This is a genomic window from Stenotrophomonas sp. G106K1 (assembly GCF_037969685.1).
In the GTDB taxonomy this organism is placed as follows: domain Bacteria; phylum Pseudomonadota; class Gammaproteobacteria; order Xanthomonadales; family Xanthomonadaceae; genus Stenotrophomonas; species Stenotrophomonas lactitubi.
Genome location: NZ_JBBPFR010000001.1, coordinates 294029 through 310163 on the forward strand (window position 1 = coordinate 294029; position 16135 = coordinate 310163).

Annotated in this window: 15 protein-coding genes; 8 read left to right on the forward strand and 7 right to left on the reverse strand. The window is 66.0% G+C overall.

What is annotated here, in order from left to right:
- Window positions 1–25 precede the first annotated feature (25 nt).
- Window positions 26–1273, reverse strand: coding sequence for a TIGR03862 family flavoprotein (locus WKB25_RS01430; RefSeq protein WP_340568288.1), 1248 nt, complete (start codon window positions 1271–1273; stop codon window positions 26–28).
- Complete coding sequence (locus WKB25_RS01435) at window positions 1260–1694, reverse strand: FKBP-type peptidyl-prolyl cis-trans isomerase (RefSeq protein WP_340568290.1); 435 nt, start codon at window positions 1692–1694, stop codon at window positions 1260–1262. The genes WKB25_RS01430 and WKB25_RS01435 overlap by 14 nt, the downstream gene beginning before the upstream one ends.
- A 69-nt stretch (window positions 1695–1763) precedes the next feature.
- On the opposite strand from WKB25_RS01435, the gene WKB25_RS01440 reads away from it, so the two are divergent.
- The 4 genes from WKB25_RS01440 to WKB25_RS01455 all read left to right on the forward strand — a co-directional run bounded on the left by WKB25_RS01440 (window position 1764) and on the right by WKB25_RS01455 (window position 4863).
- Window positions 1764–2129, forward strand: coding sequence for a DUF6164 family protein (locus tag WKB25_RS01440; RefSeq protein WP_100552127.1), 366 nt, complete (start codon window positions 1764–1766; stop codon window positions 2127–2129).
- Between the two features lie 268 nt (window positions 2130–2397).
- Window positions 2398–3165 (forward strand): sulfurtransferase, encoded by a 768-nt coding sequence (locus WKB25_RS01445; RefSeq protein WP_340568292.1) that lies wholly within the window; start codon window positions 2398–2400, stop codon window positions 3163–3165.
- A gap of 138 nt (window positions 3166–3303) precedes the next feature.
- Window positions 3304–4299, forward strand: coding sequence for an LLM class flavin-dependent oxidoreductase (locus WKB25_RS01450; RefSeq protein WP_340568294.1), 996 nt, complete (start codon window positions 3304–3306; stop codon window positions 4297–4299).
- A gap of 66 nt (window positions 4300–4365) precedes the next feature.
- Window positions 4366–4863 (forward strand): pyridoxamine 5'-phosphate oxidase family protein, encoded by a 498-nt coding sequence (locus tag WKB25_RS01455; protein WP_340568296.1) that lies wholly within the window; start codon window positions 4366–4368, stop codon window positions 4861–4863.
- A 164-nt stretch (window positions 4864–5027) separates the two neighbouring features.
- On the opposite strand, the gene WKB25_RS01460 is transcribed toward WKB25_RS01455, so the two are convergent.
- Both WKB25_RS01460 and WKB25_RS01465 read right to left on the reverse strand, forming a co-directional pair.
- Window positions 5028–5681, reverse strand: coding sequence for an exopolysaccharide biosynthesis protein (locus WKB25_RS01460; RefSeq protein WP_340568297.1), 654 nt, complete (start codon window positions 5679–5681; stop codon window positions 5028–5030).
- On the reverse strand, window positions 5665–6969 hold the full coding sequence (locus tag WKB25_RS01465) for a hemolysin family protein (protein ID WP_032952108.1): 1305 nt from the start codon (window positions 6967–6969) through the stop codon (window positions 5665–5667). The genes WKB25_RS01460 and WKB25_RS01465 overlap by 17 nt, the downstream gene beginning before the upstream one ends.
- Window positions 6970–7261: 292 nt before the next feature.
- Here WKB25_RS01465 and WKB25_RS01470 point away from each other — a divergent pair, with 292 nt between their 5' ends.
- Window positions 7262–7888, forward strand: a complete 627-nt coding sequence (locus WKB25_RS01470; protein WP_025878890.1) for a DUF47 family protein — start codon at window positions 7262–7264, stop codon at window positions 7886–7888.
- 13 nt (window positions 7889–7901) lie between these two features.
- Window positions 7902–9023 carry an inorganic phosphate transporter gene (locus WKB25_RS01475; protein WP_265953508.1) on the forward strand — a complete coding sequence of 374 codons (1122 nt, stop codon included), beginning with the start codon at window positions 7902–7904 and terminating at the stop codon, window positions 9021–9023.
- Window positions 9024–9378: 355 nt separating this feature from the next.
- Here the strand turns inward: WKB25_RS01475 and WKB25_RS01480 are convergent, their stop codons facing one another.
- From WKB25_RS01480 to parE, 3 genes are all read right to left on the reverse strand, one after another.
- Window positions 9379–10875: a S10 family peptidase gene (locus WKB25_RS01480; protein WP_340568301.1), complete on the reverse strand. Its 1497-nt coding sequence runs from the start codon at window positions 10873–10875 to the stop codon at window positions 9379–9381.
- 98 nt (window positions 10876–10973) lie between these two features.
- Window positions 10974–11552, reverse strand: a complete 579-nt coding sequence (locus WKB25_RS01485; RefSeq protein WP_340568302.1) for a GNAT family protein — start codon at window positions 11550–11552, stop codon at window positions 10974–10976.
- Between the two features lie 153 nt (window positions 11553–11705).
- Complete coding sequence (gene parE / locus WKB25_RS01490) at window positions 11706–13595, reverse strand: DNA topoisomerase IV subunit B (protein WP_340568303.1); 1890 nt, start codon at window positions 13593–13595, stop codon at window positions 11706–11708.
- Window positions 13596–13755: 160 nt separating this feature from the next.
- Between parE and WKB25_RS01495 the strand changes: the two genes are divergently transcribed.
- Window positions 13756–13989 carry a hypothetical protein gene (locus tag WKB25_RS01495; RefSeq protein WP_089240228.1) on the forward strand — a complete coding sequence of 78 codons (234 nt, stop codon included), beginning with the start codon at window positions 13756–13758 and terminating at the stop codon, window positions 13987–13989.
- A 401-nt stretch (window positions 13990–14390) separates the two neighbouring features.
- The gene (locus tag WKB25_RS01500) at window positions 14391–16055 is read left to right on the forward strand and encodes a CTP synthase (protein ID WP_236512656.1); all 1665 of its coding nucleotides are present in this window, start codon (window positions 14391–14393) and stop codon (window positions 16053–16055) included.
- The last annotated feature ends 80 nt before the right edge of the window (window positions 16056–16135 follow it).

Here is a 16135-nt window from a genome sequence, read left to right on the forward strand (position 1 = left end):
TATGTCCGGCGCTACCGCGCGTTGATCAACGCGTGGCCAACCACGCCGTCACGCCCTCTGCTGCGCGCAGTCCGCTCGCATAGCACGCCGTCAACAGGTAGCCACCGGTCGGGGCTTCCCAGTCCAGCATTTCTCCCGCGCAGAACACCCCCGGCAAGGCACGCAGCATCAATCCGTCGTCCAGCGCATCCAGGCGCACGCCGCCTGCCGTGCTGATCACCTCGGCCATCGGCCGCGGGCGCAGCAGGCGCAGCGGCAGGCGCTTCAATGTGGTGACTACGGCGGCCAGATCGTTGCCGGCATCCTTGCCCAGCATTTCGAATACCAGCGCGGTCTTCACGGCGTCCAGCCCGGCCTGTCGACGCAGGTGCTCGCCGAAGCTGCGGCCCTTGCGCGGCTGCGAGAGATCGGCCTGCAGGCGTGCCTCGTCGCGGCCCGGAACCAGGTCCAGCCACAGCGTGGCGTGGCCGTCACGGTTGATGGTGTCGCGCAGGTCGGCCGACAGCGCGTAGATCAGGCTGCCTTCGATACCGTACTCACTGGCCACGCACTCGCCCTGCAAGGAGTAGGGCTCACCGTCCAGGCCATGCCAATGTGCGACGACCGGCTTCAGCGGCGCGCCCGCATGGCGCTGTGCGAAGAAGGGTGTCCACGTAACGTCGAATCCGCAGTTGGCTGATTGTAGCGGCGCGATATCCACGGCGCGGGCCTGCAACGCCGGAACCCATGCGCCGTCGCTGCCGAGCTGCGGCCAGCTTCCGCCACCCAGCGCCAACACGGTCGCGTCGGCGCGCACGTCCAGCACACCCGTCTCGATGGCAAAACGCAGTGCGCCGTCTTCGCTCCAGCCCAGCCAGCGATGGTTGACGTGCAGACGCACGCCCTGTTCCTTCAGCCGGCGAACCCAGCCGCGCAGCAGCGGTGCGGCCTTGCGGTCAACCGGGAACACGCGGCCGGAACTGCCGACGTAGGTGTCCACGCCGAAGCCCGCCGCCCAGTCGCGCAGCGCCTGTGCGTCGAAGCCGTCCAGCCATTGGCCGACGCTGGCGGCCTGCTCGCGGTAGCGGCTGTCGAACAGCGGACGCGGATCGGAATGGGTGAGGTTGAGCCCACCCTTGCCTGCGATCAGGAACTTGCGGCCCGGCGAGCCCTTGGCCTCGTACAGATCAACGTCGAGCCCTGCCGCGCGCAGCCTCTCGGCAGCAAACAGCCCCGCCGGGCCGCCGCCGATGACGGCGACGCGACGCGGCGGACTTGCTTCACTGTTGGACATTGAGCAGCTCGACATCGAACACCAGTGACGAACCTGCCGGGATCGGGCCGACCTGGCGATCGCCATAGCCGAACTCCGGCGGAATCATCAGCGTGCGCTTGCCTCCGACTTTCATGCCGGCCACGCCTTCATCCCAGCCACGGATGACCTGGCCCGCACCCAGCGTGAAGGTGAACGGCTCGCCGCGTTCGACCGAGCTGTCGAAGGTCTTGCCGTGCTTGTTGTCGGCGCGCTTGTCGTAGATCCAGCCGGTGTAATGCACGCTGACCTTCTGGCCCGGCACGGCCTCGGCGCCGGTGCCGGGCTGGGTGTCGATGCGCTCGAAAGCGGCGATGGTGCCTCCCGGCGGCGGGCCGGACGGTTCCGACGAGCAACCAACGGCGGCGAGGGACAGCAGCAGGGGAAGCAGCAGGCGGCGCATCAGGCGTCTCCAGGGGCGATGAGTCAAGGGCGGCAAGGTTAGCGCATCGGCGCCGGGTATCATGGGCACATGGCAAAACTCCTGCTCAATCTGCGCAATGTCGGCAACGACGAATATGCCGATGTCTGCACGCTGCTCGACCAGCACGGCATCGCCTGGTACCGCACCGAACCCAGCCCCTGGGGCATCTCCAATGGAGGCCTGTGGCTGCGCGAGGATACCGACCAGCCGCGTGCCAAGGCGCTGATGGCCGAGTACCAGGCGGCCCGCGGCGTGCGGGTCCGCGCCGAGCGCGAGCAGGCCCTGCGCGATGGTACTGCCGAGACCTTTGGCAGCCTGTTCCGGCGTCGCCCTGGTTTCGTGGTGCTGGTGCTGCTGGGCATGGCGGTGGCGGCGGCATTGGTGCTGTTGCCGTTCATGCTGCTGCGGGGGTAGGGGTGTTCGGCCGGGTTGTACCCGGCACCTGCAGAGGCAACGGCAACAACAACAACAGCGGGCGTTCCGTGATGGGCGAGGCGGGCAGGCGGGGGACGGCAAAAGCCGCTCCTGCGTGCCTCGTAGAGCGCCATCCATGGCGCTCTGCGCCCCCGCCTGCCCACACCGCCCGGCCTCTGACAGCTCCCGCGGGCGTTTGTGGATCCACGCCATGCGTGGATGAACGGTGGAGGCTGATACGGGGACGGTCAGGCGGTAAAATGGCGGGATGATCGCCAATACCGCTGCCTATCATTTCACCGTCATCGACACTCCCCAGGCCCTGTGCGACCAGCTGCAGGCGCGTGCCGAGGCGTCCGGCCTGCAGGGCACGATCCTGGTGGCGGGCGAGGGGCTGAACCTGTTCCTGGCGGGGGCACCGTCTGCTATCGATGGCTTCTACGCGGAACTGCGTGCAGATGCGCGCTTCGCCGACATGCGGGTCAAGACCAGCTTCAGCGAGCACCAGCCGTTCGCGCGGCTGAAGGCCAAGGTCAAGGACGAGATCATCAGCTTCCGCCGGGACGATGGCCAGCCGCTGGACTATCCGCGCGCGCCGGCGATCGATCCCGCCACCGTGCAGCGTTGGCTGCGGCAGGGGCACGATGATGCTGGCAAGCCGGTGGTGATGCTCGATACGCGCAACGTGCAGGAGATCGAGTACGGCACCTTCAAGGATGCGCTGGTTCTGCCCATCCACAAGTTCACCGATCTGCCCGAGGCACTGGCACCCCATCGCGAGGCGCTGAAGGACAGCACCGTAGTCAGTTTCTGCACCGGCGGTATCCGCTGCGAGAAAGCGGCGCTGTGGATGCTCAACGACGGCATGGACAACGTGCTGCAGCTTGATGGCGGCATCCTCGGTTACTTCGAGGACGTGGGCGGCGAGGGCTATGAAGGCCGCTGCTTCGTGTTCGACGAACGGGTGGCGCTGGATGCCGAACTGAAGCCGTTGGTGGACGAGCCGTTGCCCGAGCCGCGCCCCAGCGCGTTCTGAGTGTCGCCTGCAGTAGAGCCAGGCCATGCCTGGCTGGCCCTGAACCGGCCAGGCAGGAATCAGCGTCCCGCCACCGGCACTGGCCGCCGGGACAGGGCGACCCCATCAACAGGGGATCCTGTAACGGAAAACCGCCTGATGATCCCGTTGTCGATTCTCGACCTGGCCCCGGTCTGCGAGGGCAGCGATACCACTGCTGCCTTCGCCAACATGCTCGAACTGGCCCAGCATGCCGATGCGCTGGGCTACCGCCGCTATTGGCTGGCCGAACACCACAACATGCCCGGCATCGCCAGTGCCGCCACCGCGGTGCTGATCGGCCACGTCGCCGGTGGCACCAAACGCATCCGTGTCGGCGCCGGCGGCATCATGCTGCCCAACCATGCACCGCTGCAGGTGGCCGAGCAGTTCGGCACGCTGGCCTCGCTGTACCCGGACCGTATTGACCTGGGCCTGGGCCGAGCACCGGGTACCGACCAGCCGACCGCGCGCGCCCTGCGCCGCTACTTCGACAGCGCCGACCAGTTCCCGCAGGACGTGCGCGAACTGCTGCACTACTTCGAACCGGTGCAGCCGGGGCAGGCGGTGCAGGCGGTACCGGGTGGCGGCCTGCGGGTGCCGACCTGGATCCTCGGTTCCAGCCTGTTCGGCGCGCGCATGGCCGCCTCGATGGGCCTGCCGTACGCCTTCGCCTCGCACTTCGCGCCCGATTCCATGGATGAAGCGCTGGCGGTGTACCGCCGTGAATTCCGCCCTTCGGCCACGCTCAAGCAGCCGCACGCGATGCTGGCGTTGAACGTGGTGGCCAGTGACAGCGAAGCCGAATCGCGCCGGTTGTTCACCAGCCAGCAGCAGAGCTTCGTCAATCTGCGTCGCGGCCGTCCGGGCAAGATCCCGGCGCCGATCGATGACATCGAAGCGTTTTGGGAACCCCACGAGAAGTTGGGCGTGGAGCGGGCGCTGGCGTGCACGGTGCTGGGTGATCCGCAGCAGGTGGCTGACGGCATCGCAGCCTTCGTCGAACGCCACCAGCCCGACGAACTGATGCTTACCGCCAACCTGTACGACCACCGCGCACGCCTGCGTTCGTTCGAACTGGCGATGCAGGCCTGGCACGCCCGCCACGCGGGCTGAACAATTGCGTCACGGCAATTTGCGGCGCGAACGCGTCTGATGGGGTTCCCCTCTCTGGAGTCCCCCATGGACGAGTCCCGCACCGAACACATTGCCCAGCTGGCCGAACTGATCAAGGACGTGGAGGTGGCGATGTTCACCACCCGCGGTGTCGACGGGCGCCTCTACAGCCGCCCGCTCGGCACCCAGCAGGTCGCCTTCGATGGTGACCTGTGGTTCGCTACCGCTGCCGACAGCCCGAAGGTGGCCGAGATCGCGCTCGACCCACGGGTCAACGTGGCCTACGCCTCGCCGTCGAAGAATACGTACGTGTCGGTGGCGGGCGTGGCGCGCATCGTCGATGACCGCGCCAAGGTCGAAGAGCTGTGGTCGCCGGCGATGAGAATGTTCTTTCCCGGTGGTCCCGATGATCCGAAATTGCGGTTGATCCACGTACGTGCGGAGACCGCCGAATACTGGGACGGGCCGGGCACGCTGCTGGGCTCTGCCCTCAGTTTCGTGTTGTCGGCCGTGCAGGACGAGCCGGCCCAGTTGGGCGACAACGGATTCATCGATCTGCGTTGAGCCGCCGCATCCACGCATGGCGTGGATCTACTGGGTTCAAGGTTGATCCAGGCCATGCGTGGATGCACGCGATCCGAAGTAGATCCACGCCATGCGTGGATGCAAGTGATTCGAAGTAGATCCACGCCATGCGTGGATGGGAATCGCGCGGCAATTGCCTGCGCTCAGAACCAGCGCTGGAACAGTTCGACGGTGTAACCCACCAGTTGCCCGGAACTGAAACCAAAGAACGCGATCGCCACCACTGCAGCAACCCAGTTGAACAACATCAATGCGCCGTCGCGCTCGAGCAGGGCCAGCGCGAACAACAGCAACTGGAAGCCGAACAAATAGTTGGTGAACGGAATCGGCAGCGACAGCAGCAGGCCCAGCAGCACCAGCAGCAGGCCGCTGAAGGCGTGGGCGGGGGCAGGCGTCAGCAGCTGTGGCATGCGCGGCTTGAGCATGCGGTCGAGGCGGCGCAGGGCGCCGTCGATGCGATCCAGGAACCGATGCATGGTGCCGCGCTTGGGGCCGCGACGGGCGATGAACCCTGGGAGCCACGGCCGGCGCATGCAGAACAGCATCTGCAGGCCGATCAGGATCACCAGCGGCCCGCTGACCGCACCGCCCAGCCCCGGGACGGGGATGAAGGCGGGCAGGATGGCGACGAACAGGAATACACCGAAGGCACTCTGCTGCAGATCCTGCAGGATCTGCCCCAGCTTCATGTGCTGGGCCGGGTCACCGAAGGCGAACATCGCCAGCAGGGTGCGGATGCCCTCGTTGCGGTACTCCGGCGGCGCAGCGCCGGGGCCGGACTCAGGCGGTGAGCTCATCGGCCTGCTCGTCGGACAGGGTGCGAAGCAGCAGCTTGTCCACGCGCGCGCCGTCCAGATCGACCACCTCGAAGCGCCAGCCGGCCCAATCGAAGTACTCGCCTGCGTGCGGGATGCGGCCGAAGAAGTGGATGCACATGCCGGCAAGGGTGTAGTAGTCGCCATCCTCGGCGTCGGGCAGGTCGTTGCTGCCGATCAGCTCGCGCAGGTCCTCGATCGGCAGCGAACCGTCCACCAGCAGCGAACCGTCTTCACGGGTCACCACCAGCGCGTCTTCGTCTGCATTCTCCGTTGCCTGCAGGCGGCCGACCACCGCGCCCATCAGGTCACTGATGGTCACCAGACCCTGGATCTCGCCGTACTCGTCCACCACCAGCGCCATCGACTGCTGTTCTTCGCGGAAGATCTCCAGCAGCTTCATCGCATGGGTGGATTCAGAGACGTACAGGGGCTCTCGCAAGGTCTGGAACAGCGCGTTGTCGCCGCGCGCCATGCGCGTGGCCAGTGATTTCAGTTCAAGCACGCCGACCACGTCCATGTCGTTGTCGCGGTACACCGGGTACCGCGAGAACTCGTGCTCGGCCATGATTTCCAGGTTCTTGTCCAGGCCACCCAGCGTGTCCAGCCAGGCGATCCGGTTGCGCGGGGTCATCAGGCTGTCGGCGGTACGGTCGCCCAGGCGCATCACGCGGTTCATCATGTCGCGTTCGTGGCTGTCGATCACGCCGGCCTCGTGGCTCTCGGCCACCAGCATGCGGATCTCCTCTTCGGTGACCGACGCAACCTCGTCCTTGCCCAGGCCGAACAGGCGCAGCACCAGCTGGGTGGTCTTGGACAGCAGCCAGACGAAGGGGAAGGCCAGCTTGGCCAGCCAGCTCATCGGCAGCGCCACCAGCCCGGCGATGTCCTCTGAACGGGTCAGGGCCAGGCGTTTGGGTACCAGTTCGCCGAAGATCAGCGTGATGAAGGTGATGAAGGTGACGGCAAGGGCCTTGCCGATGCCGCCGGCGTAGGCGAAGCCCGGCATCAGCCCCTGGATCCAGCCGCCAATGGCCTCGCCCAGTGCTTCGCCGCCGAGGAAGCCGGTCAGCACGCCGATCACGGTGATGCCGATCTGTACGGTGGACAGGAAGGCTTCCGGCTTCTCCGACAGCTCCAGCGCCTTGGCCGCGCGCTTGGAGGTGCCGGCCAGCTGCTTCAGCCGGCTCTTGCGCGAGGTCATGACCGACATCTCGGACATGGCAAAGAAGCCGTTCAGCAGAACGAGCGCGAAGACAATCAGGATCATTTCAAACACGGGCATCGTCCCCGGTTGGTGGCAGGGAGGGTGGGTGCTTGCGATGGCGGCAGGCGCTCAGGAACAGGGTCCGGCGCGGCGCTGGGGGATAAGGGTCGTCGTCCATAAGGTGCGCCCGAAGGCGCGCTGGCATCTTAGCAAAGGGCCGTGGCCGGGTGGCAAATGCCTGTTCAGTTTTGGGCCTCCCGGCGCCAAAAAGGGGGCAGGGATACCCGTGATGGTCATCTAACCGTCATAATTCGCACTGGTGCCGTCCTTCCCGCGACGGCTGACAGGTTTCTCAATGTTCTCTCTGCAGACCATTTTCGGTTCCGGCAAACAGTTCTACACCCTGCTTGATGAGGCTGCCGTCGCGGCTTCCGATGCCGCCAAGGCACTGCATTCGATGCTGCGCGACGCCGATCGCCAGCCCGCCCTGGATGCCTTCAAGCTGGCCCGACTGCGCGAACGCGCGGCCTCGGACAAGATCAGCCAAGCGCTGGTGGACAGCTTCATGACCCCGATCGAGCGCGAAGACATCGAAGCGCTGGGCTCGGCCCTGTACAAGATTCCCAAGCAGATCGAGAAGTTCGCCGATCGCTATTCGCTGGCCACGACCCACCTGGAGCACATCGACTTCGCGCCCCGCGCGGCGATGCTTGAGCAGGCCGCTGGCGTGGTGGTGGAGATGGTCGCCGACCTGCGCCACATGAACCTGGACCGGATGACCGCGCTCAACGAGCGCCTGCGTTCGCTGGAAAACGAGGCCGACCGCCTGATGCTCGAGCTGTACCGCGACATCTACTCCGGTCGCCTGGACAACCTGCAGATGTTCCTGCTGAAGGAATTCTTCGAGATCCTGGAGAAGGCCATCGACCGCTGCCGCGAAGCCGGCGTGGTGGCCTACCAGATCGTGTTGAAGAACAGCTGACGGACGCCACAGCATGCTGACCCTCGTTCTGGTGGTGATCCTGGCCGCGCTCGTTTTCGAGTTCATCAACGGCTTCCACGACACCGCCAACTCCATCGCCACCGTGGTGGCGACCAAGGTGCTCTCGCCCGGTTGGGCGGTGATGCTCGCCGCGTTCATGAACCTGCTGGGTGCGCTGACCGGTACCGCCGTGGCCCTGACCATCGCTTCGGGCCTGCTCAACACCAACGTGGTCGAGGTGACCCCGCAGGTGATCCTGTGCGCGCTGCTCGGCGGCATCATCTGGAACCTGATCACGTGGTGGAAGGGCCTGCCGTCCTCGTCCTCGCACGCGCTGATCGGCGGCCTGTGTGGTGCCGGCCTGGCCGCGGCCCACAACAACTGGGATGCACTGATCTGGTCGGAACGCTTCGGCAGCTGGGTGCAGAACAAGGGCCTGCTGTGGAAGGTGTTCGTGCCGATGATCACCTCGCCGATCGCCGGCTTCCTGCTCGGTATCGTGGTGATGGTGCTGCTGTGGGCATTGATCGCCGGCCTGGCCAAGATCGGCGGCGCGATCGGCCGACTGGCACGCCCGCGCATCGTCAATGCGTTCTTCGGCAAGGCGCAGATCGCCTCGGCGGCTTACATGGGCTTCGCCCACGGCCACAACGATGCGCAGAAGACCATGGGCATCATCGCCATGACCCTGATCGGTGCCGAAGCGACCGGCGCGTTGAACGACCTGCCGTCGTGGCTGGCCTTCATGCATCCGGACGCGCACGCCGGTGATGGCATCGCCATGTGGATCGTGCTGACCTGCGCCGTGGTGATGGCCGCCGGTACCGCCTCGGGCGGCTGGAAGATCATCAAGACCCTGGGCCACAAGATGGTCAAGCTGCATCCGATCCACGGCTTCGCCGCAGAAACCAGCTCGGCCACCGTGCTGACCGTGGCTGCTCACTTCGGCATGCCGGTGTCGACCACCCACAGCATCTCGACCGCGATCATGGGCGTCGGCTTCGCCAAGAACCCGCGTTCGCTGCGCTTGGGCGTGATCGAGCGCATCGTATGGGCCTGGATCCTGACGATCCCGGCGGCAGGCGGCTGCGCCTACCTGATCCTGAAGCTGTTCGAGCTGTTCGGCTGGGCCTGAAGCCCGAGGCATTGGGGTCAGAGCCCTTTCCCTACGGGAAAAGGATCTGACCCCGGCAAATCAAAAAGCCCGCCGGATTCCGGCGGGCTTTTTCATGGGCAGATCATTTTTCTGCACCCATCGTGTCGACCAAGGTCGACACCTACCAAGAGCGCCAGGAACCCGTCAGTGGCGGGGTGGGGTGGGGTTGCAGGACCGTTGGCGCCATGGATGGCGCCATCGAGCCCCCATGGATGGGTTTACGGCGTGTCCTGCAAGCCCATCCCGCCCCGCCATCCCACGGACCGCGGCTTTGGACGTTGCCGTTGCCGTTGATTCTGCGGGTGCCGGGCCGTAGGCCCGGCCCACACACTCCTCAATTACGCTGGAACAGCGCCTGCACATCCCGGCGGAACGCCGCCTGGCTGTCCGCCCGGCTGTAGAACATGTGCCCGCCCGGATAGCTGCGCACCTGCACGCGGTCTGGATTACTGCCCATCGTCGGCATCTGGTCCACCGTCAGGATCGAGCCCATGAACGGGCACGACAGGTCATTCCAGCCATGCACGATCAGCACCTGCAGATGCGGGTCGATCGCCACGGCCTGGCGCAGCTGGGTCACTGCACCCTCGCGCAGGTCACCATTGCGATCCCACAGACGGTTCACGTCGTAGTTCAGCGCCTGGTAGCGCGCATCCACCTTCCAGCCGACCTCACGGGTGACGAAGTCGACCATCGCGGTGGTGGTCGGCGCGATGATGCTGTCCAGCAGCGGATCGTTGGCGCGCTGCTCCGGATCGTTCGGGAACGGATCGAATGCCGTGACATTGGAGTCGTAGCGACTGCCCAGCGTGCCCTTGTCGCGGAATACTTCGCGCAGGTAGGCCTGCGTTTCCAGGCGGCCGCCGGCGCGGCGCACGAACTGAGGGTCCAGGCCGGTCAACTCGGCTACCCGGCGCAGCATCGCCTCGGTCGCCTGCGGATCGCTGCGGCCCTTCATCAGCGCGGTGGCGTAGTCGCCGCGGGTGTACTCGACCACCTCGCGCATCGCCGCGTCGGTCAGCTTGCCCTGGCGCTCCAGGTGCGCGGCCGCGATCGAGGGCAGGGTCTGCATCCACGCCATCGGCGAAACATCGGCGTTGTCTTCCAGCGTCGGGCTCAGGTACGGCGACACCAGCACCAGGCCGTTCATCGCCACGCCCAGGCGGGTCTGCAGGAAGTGGGTGATGCGCGGGCCGCGATAGCCGCCATAGCTCTCGCCGGTCAGGTACTTGCGCGAGGCCATGCGCTGGTTGCGCAGCAGCCAGTCGTAGATCGAGCGCGACAGGTACTCGATGTCGGCGCTGGGGTTGTACAGCTGCTTCTTCGCTTCGTCATCGCCGATGCGGGCACGGCTGAAGCCGGTTCCTACCGGATCGATGAACACCAGGTCGGTGAAATCCAGCCAGGTGCCCGGGTTGTCGTGCAGCTTCGCCGGCGCCGATGCGCTGTCGCCCTCCGACCCGAAGGTCACCACCTTCGGGCCGATGGCGCCCAGGTTGAGGTACACCGACGACGCTCCGGGGCCGCCATTGAGCGCGAAGGTCACCGGCCGGTCCTTGCCCGGCAGGGTGTAGGCGGTGAACACCACATCGGCGATCACCTTGCCCCTCGCATCGCGTACCGGCAGCGTGCCGACGGTGGCAGTGTAGTCGAGGGTGCGGCCCGCCAAGCGCATGCTCTGCCGAGCCGATGCATCGGCCGGCAGCGGAGCGGCTTCGGTCTTTTCTTCTTTTGTTTCGGAGGCGCTGTCAGCAGCAGGAGCGGCCAGCACGCAGGCAGGGGCGATCAGCAGGCCGACGCAGAGCGCGGCAGAGTGCAGCAGGAACTTCATGGCACCGGAACAGCAGCGGAAGGGACCCCGATGCTAGGACGGGGTGCCGCGTACCGTATGTGTCCAAAGGCATGGGCTGGCGTTGCGGCCTGATCTGGTCAGGCGGAGGTGGCAGCTCGCGCGGCGTCGTCGGCCAGCAGCCCATACATGGCCGAGTCCGCCAGTTCACCGCGGATACGCCAGCGCTGTCGCAGCAGTCCTTCGCGGTGGAAACCCAGGCGTTCGAGCACATGTGCCGAGGCCTCGTTGCGTGGATCGATCTCGGCTTCCACCCGATGTAGTTGCAGGGTGTTGAACAGATAGGCCAGCACCCGCTGCAGCGCTTCATGCATGTAGCCATGGCCCTGCCTGCCAGGTGCCAGCAGATAGCCGATTTCGGCTCGGGCGGCCTCCCGATCCAGCGCAAACACCACGCAGATGCCCAGCAGCGGGCCGTCCACCGATTCGCGAAGGGCCAGCTTCAATTGCGTGCCGGTAGCCTGTGCAGCCAGGTCGTCGTCGATCTGCGCGCGTGCTTCGACGGGGCGCGTCCATGCCGGGTGGTTCCACCAGTGCATCACGTCCGGGTCGGACTGCAGGGCGAACAGGGCCGCGGCGTCATCGCGGCGGATGGGGCTCAGCACCAGGCGCGCGCTGTGCAGCGGCAGCCCGGGAAACAGCAGCGAGTTGGCGGGCAATGGGGTCGTCCACGCGAATGAGCGCGCATTATGGACCTGCAGGGTTTGCCGATGGGGGCGTGATGTCTGTAGAGCCGAGCCGATGCTCGGCTGCCCGGCACGGCGCGAAATGCAGCCGATCGTGGGCTCGGCTCTACAGGAGGGCCGCGAGCGTCAGACTTCCAGCGAAGCCAGATCGCCCTTGCTCTCCAGCCAGCCCTTGCGATCCGACGCACGCTTCTTGGCCAGCAGCATGTCCATCAGCGAGCTTGTCTGCTCGCGATCGTCGACGGTCAGCTGCACCAGGCGACGGGTGTCCGGGTGGATGGTGGATTCACGCAGCTGCGGCGGATTCATCTCGCCCAGGCCCTTGAAGCGGGTCACGTTGATGGCGCCCTTGATCTTCTCGCGTTCGATCTTGTCCAGCATCGAGCGCTTTTCTTCCTCATCCAGGGCGTAGAACACCTGCTTGCCCACGTCGATGCGGAACAGCGGCGGCATCGCCACGAACACGTGGCCGGCATCGACCAGGGCCGGGAAGTGCTTCAGGAACAGCGCGGTCAGCAGGGTGGCGATATGCAGGCCGTCCGAGTCGGCATCGGCGAGGATGATCACCTTGCCGTAGCGCAGGCCACTGATGTCCTCCTTGCCCGGGTCGCAGCCGATGGCCACCGCCAGGTTGTGTACTTCCTCCGAGGCCAGCACGCTGTTGGAGGACACTTCCCAGGTGTTGAGGATCTTGCCGCGCAGCGGCAGAATCGCCTGGAAGTCTTTGTCGCGGGCCTGCTTGGCGCTGCCGCCCGCCGAGTCGCCCTCGACCAGGAACAGTTCGGTGCGCGACAGGTCCTGGCTGATGCAGTCGGCCAGCTTGCCGGGCAGGGCCGGGCCCTGGGTGACCTTCTTGCGGACGACCAGCTTCTCGGTCTTCAAGCGCGCGCTGGCGCGTTCGATGGCGATCTGCGCGATCTTCTCGCCCAGCTCCACGTTCTGGTTCAGCAGCAGGCTGAACGCATCGTGCGCGGCGCCTTCGACGAAACCGGCGGCCTGGCGCGAAGACAGGCGTTCCTTGGTCTGGCCGCTGAACTGCGGGTCGGTCATCTTCAGTGACAGCACGAACGACACGCGGTCCCACACGTCTTCCGGGGCCAGCTTGACGCCACGCGGCAGCAGGTTGCGGAAGTCGCAGAACTCGCGCAGCGCTTCGGTCAGGCCGGTGCGCAGGCCGTTGGCGTGGGTGCCGTGCTGTGCGGTGGGAATCAGGTTGACGTAGCTTTCCTGCACCAGTTCGCCTTCCGGCAGCCAGGCCACGGCCCAGTCCACGATCTCGGTGTCTTTCTTCAGGTTGCCGACGAACAGCTCGGCCGGCAGCATCTCGCGATCGCCCAGTTCCAGCTTCAGGTAATCGCGCAGGCCGTCTTCGTAGTACCAGGTGTCGACTTCACCGGTGGCTTCGTCGGTCAGCTTGACGGTCAGGCCCGGGCACAGCACGGCCTTGGCGCGCAGCAGGTGCTTGAGCGCGCGCACGGCGAACTTGGGCGTATCGAAGTACTTCGGGTCCGGCCAGAAGCGCAGGCGGGTGCCGGTGTTCTTCTTGCCGACCGTGCCGACAACTTCCAGCGGCGAGGCGCGGTCGCCGTTGCGGAAGGTGATGCGATGTTCGGCGCCGTCGCGCTTGATGTGGATTTCCACCAGGGTCGACAGCGCATTGACCACGCTGACGCCGACGCCATGCAGGCCGCCTGAGAAGGTGTAGTTGTTGTTGTTGAACTTGCCGCCGGCATGCAGGCGGGTAAGGATCAGCTCGACGCCCGGGATCTTCTCTTCCGGATGGATGTCCACCGGCATGCCGCGGCCGTCATCGCTGACCTCCACGCTGCCGTCCTTGAACAGGGTGATCTCGATCGAGCGGGCATGGCCGGCGAGGGCCTCGTCCACCGAGTTGTCGATCACTTCCTGCGCCAGGTGGTTCGGGCGCGCGGTGTCGGTATACATGCCGGGGCGGCGCTTGACCGGGTCAAGGCCGGACAGGACTTCAATATCGGCGGCGTTATAGCGGGCGTTCATCTGTCTTCGAAAGCGTGGAGCGACGGGCAAGTGTGCGGTCTGGACCGGGAATTTGCACGCCTGCGGTTCAGCCTCGTTGGCGGGGAGGGGGTAAAATGGCAGCCGCTGGAACCGAACACCGGCGCCCCCCACATCCGAGCCATACCGCGAGGAGGACTCCATGAAGAAGTTGCTGACCATTGCGATCCTGGCTGCCGCCGCTGTTGCAGTGCCGATGGTGCTGGCGCAGAACGCCGGCCAGCCTGCTCCGCAGCAGGGTGACCAGGCCGACAAGGCGCAGTCCGAAGCCGACGCCAAGGCCAAGCGCCGCGCGCAGGCCAACGCCGAGATGAAGGCCAAGGGCCAGCCGGTGCCGCAGCAGGAAGAAGAGGAAGAGGCGCGCAAGAAGAAGTAATTCTTCTGCCCCTGCGAAGCCCTTGCCACAAGGGTTTCACCCTTGAACGCCCCGCCCAGCGGGGCGTTTCTTTTTGCCGATGGCGCCACCTGCCCCTTGGGTTGGCGGCCATCTATCTGTAAACTATGGCTTTCCGGGAGTAAGTGCGTGTCCACCATTTGCGAATGGGCTGGCACGGCCAAGCGTGGCCTCCAGCAAAGCGGGTCGCAGGTGACGGTCGAAGTGACCGGCACGGCCGCCCCGACCTCGCAGGGTGGTTCCCCGTTGGCGCCTGGCGCCGTCCGGGCCCGCACCTCCCTCGCTGCTCCAGCGAACCGGAAAACCCCCTTTCTGCTCCACGCCCGCCCCCCGGGCAGGCGTGGCGCTGCCGTTTTCCATTTCCAGACAGGATGCTTGCAGCCATGACTCCCTTGATTTTCGTAACCGGCGGCGTGGTGTCCTCGCTCGGCAAAGGTATTGCCGCCGCGTCACTGGCCGCCATTCTCGAAGCGCGTGGCCTGAAGGTCACGATGATGAAGCTCGACCCGTACATCAACGTCGACCCGGGCACCATGAGCCCGTTCCAGCACGGTGAGGTGTATGTCACCGACGACGGCGCCGAAACCGATCTCGACCTGGGCCACTACGAGCGCTTCGTGCGCACCCGCCTGAGCCGCAAGAACTCGGTCACCACCGGTCGCATCTACGAAGAAGTGATCCGCAAGGAACGCCGCGGCGACTACCTGGGCGCGACCGTGCAGGTCATCCCGCACATCACCGATGAGATCCGTCGCTGCATGGACGAAGCCACCGAGGGCTTCGACGTGGCCCTGGTGGAGATCGGTGGCACCGTCGGCGACATCGAGTCGCTGCCGTTCCTGGAGGCGATCCGCCAGGTGCGTACCGAGCGTGGCCCGGAAAAGGCACTGTTCATGCACCTCACCCTGGTGCCGTACATCGCCGCTGCGGGTGAACTGAAGACCAAGCCGACCCAGCACTCGGTGAAGGAACTGCGCTCGATCGGCATCCAGCCGGACGTGCTGCTGTGCCGTTCGGAACAGCCGGTACCGGATTCGGAGCGTCGCAAGATCGCCCAGTTCACCAACGTCTCCGAGCGTGCGGTGATCAGCGTCCCCGACGTCGATGTGCTGTACCGCATTCCGATGGGCCTGCACGCGCAGGGCCTCGACGAGATCGTCATCAACCAGCTGAAGCTGGCCGACAAGGCCGGCCCGGCCGACCTGTCGATGTGGGAAGACGCCGTCGATGCCACCCTGCATCCGCTGGATGCGGTGACCATCGCAGTGGTCGGCAAGTACATCGACCACCAGGACGCCTACAAGTCGGTCGGCGAGGCACTCAAGCACGGTGGCCTGCGCCAGCGCACCAAGGTCACCCTGAAGTGGCTGGAGGCGCAGGACCTGGAAGGCAGCGACATGTCCGCGCTTGCCGATGTCGATGGCATCCTGGTGCCGGGTGGTTTCGGTGACCGTGGCTTCGAAGGCAAGGTCCTGACCTCTCAGTACGCCCGTGAGCGGAAGGTGCCGTACTTCGGCATCTGCTATGGCATGCAGGCTGCCGTGGTCGACTACGCGCGCCACGTGGTGGGCCTGGAAGACGCCAACAGCACCGAGAACGACCGCCAGTCGCCGAACCCTGTGATCGGCCTGATCACCGAGTGGCGCACCGCCACCGGCGACGTGGAAAAGCGTGACGACAAGAGCGACCTCGGCGGCACCATGCGCCTGGGCCTGCAGGAGCAGCGCCTGAAGCCGGGCACGCTGGCTCGCGAACTGTACGGCAAGGACGTGGTCGCCGAGCGCCACCGCCACCGTTACGAGTTCAACAACCGCTACCGCACCCAGCTGGAAGACGCAGGCCTGGTGATCGCCGGCAAGTCGATGGACGACACCCTGGTGGAAGTGGTTGAGCTGCCGCGCGACCAGCATCCGTGGTTCCTGGCCTGCCAGGCGCATCCGGAATTCCTGTCCACCCCGCGTGATGGCCACCCGCTGTTCATCGGCTTCATCCGTGCCGCGCGCGAGCGCAAGGCCGGTGGCAAGCTGCTGCAGGAAGTGCGCGCCTGACTTGTCATGGCGGCCGCCGGCCCCCATCTTGCTCGCTTCAACCCCAGCGCACCGGCATTGCCGGTGTAGCGGACAACAAG

Coding starts and splice junctions, on each gene's coding strand:
- WKB25_RS01430 (WP_340568288.1), bottom strand. CDS start 1,273: ATGTCCAACAGTGAAGCAAGTCCGCCGCGTCGCGTCGCCGTCATCGGC.
- WKB25_RS01435 (WP_340568290.1), bottom strand. CDS start 1,694: ATGCGCCGCCTGCTGCTTCCCCTGCTGCTGTCCCTCGCCGCCGTTGGT.
- WKB25_RS01440 (WP_100552127.1), top strand. CDS start 1,764: ATGGCAAAACTCCTGCTCAATCTGCGCAATGTCGGCAACGACGAATAT.
- WKB25_RS01445 (WP_340568292.1), top strand. CDS start 2,398: ATGATCGCCAATACCGCTGCCTATCATTTCACCGTCATCGACACTCCC.
- WKB25_RS01450 (WP_340568294.1), top strand. CDS start 3,304: ATGATCCCGTTGTCGATTCTCGACCTGGCCCCGGTCTGCGAGGGCAGC.
- WKB25_RS01455 (WP_340568296.1), top strand. CDS start 4,366: ATGGACGAGTCCCGCACCGAACACATTGCCCAGCTGGCCGAACTGATC.
- WKB25_RS01460 (WP_340568297.1), bottom strand. CDS start 5,681: ATGAGCTCACCGCCTGAGTCCGGCCCCGGCGCTGCGCCGCCGGAGTAC.
- WKB25_RS01465 (WP_032952108.1), bottom strand. CDS start 6,969: ATGATCCTGATTGTCTTCGCGCTCGTTCTGCTGAACGGCTTCTTTGCC.
- WKB25_RS01470 (WP_025878890.1), top strand. CDS start 7,262: ATGTTCTCTCTGCAGACCATTTTCGGTTCCGGCAAACAGTTCTACACC.
- WKB25_RS01475 (WP_265953508.1), top strand. CDS start 7,902: ATGCTGACCCTCGTTCTGGTGGTGATCCTGGCCGCGCTCGTTTTCGAG.
- WKB25_RS01480 (WP_340568301.1), bottom strand. CDS start 10,875: ATGAAGTTCCTGCTGCACTCTGCCGCGCTCTGCGTCGGCCTGCTGATC.
- parE (WP_340568303.1), bottom strand. CDS start 13,595: ATGAACGCCCGCTATAACGCCGCCGATATTGAAGTCCTGTCCGGCCTT.
- WKB25_RS01495 (WP_089240228.1), top strand. CDS start 13,756: ATGAAGAAGTTGCTGACCATTGCGATCCTGGCTGCCGCCGCTGTTGCA.
- WKB25_RS01500 (WP_236512656.1), top strand. CDS start 14,391: ATGACTCCCTTGATTTTCGTAACCGGCGGCGTGGTGTCCTCGCTCGGC.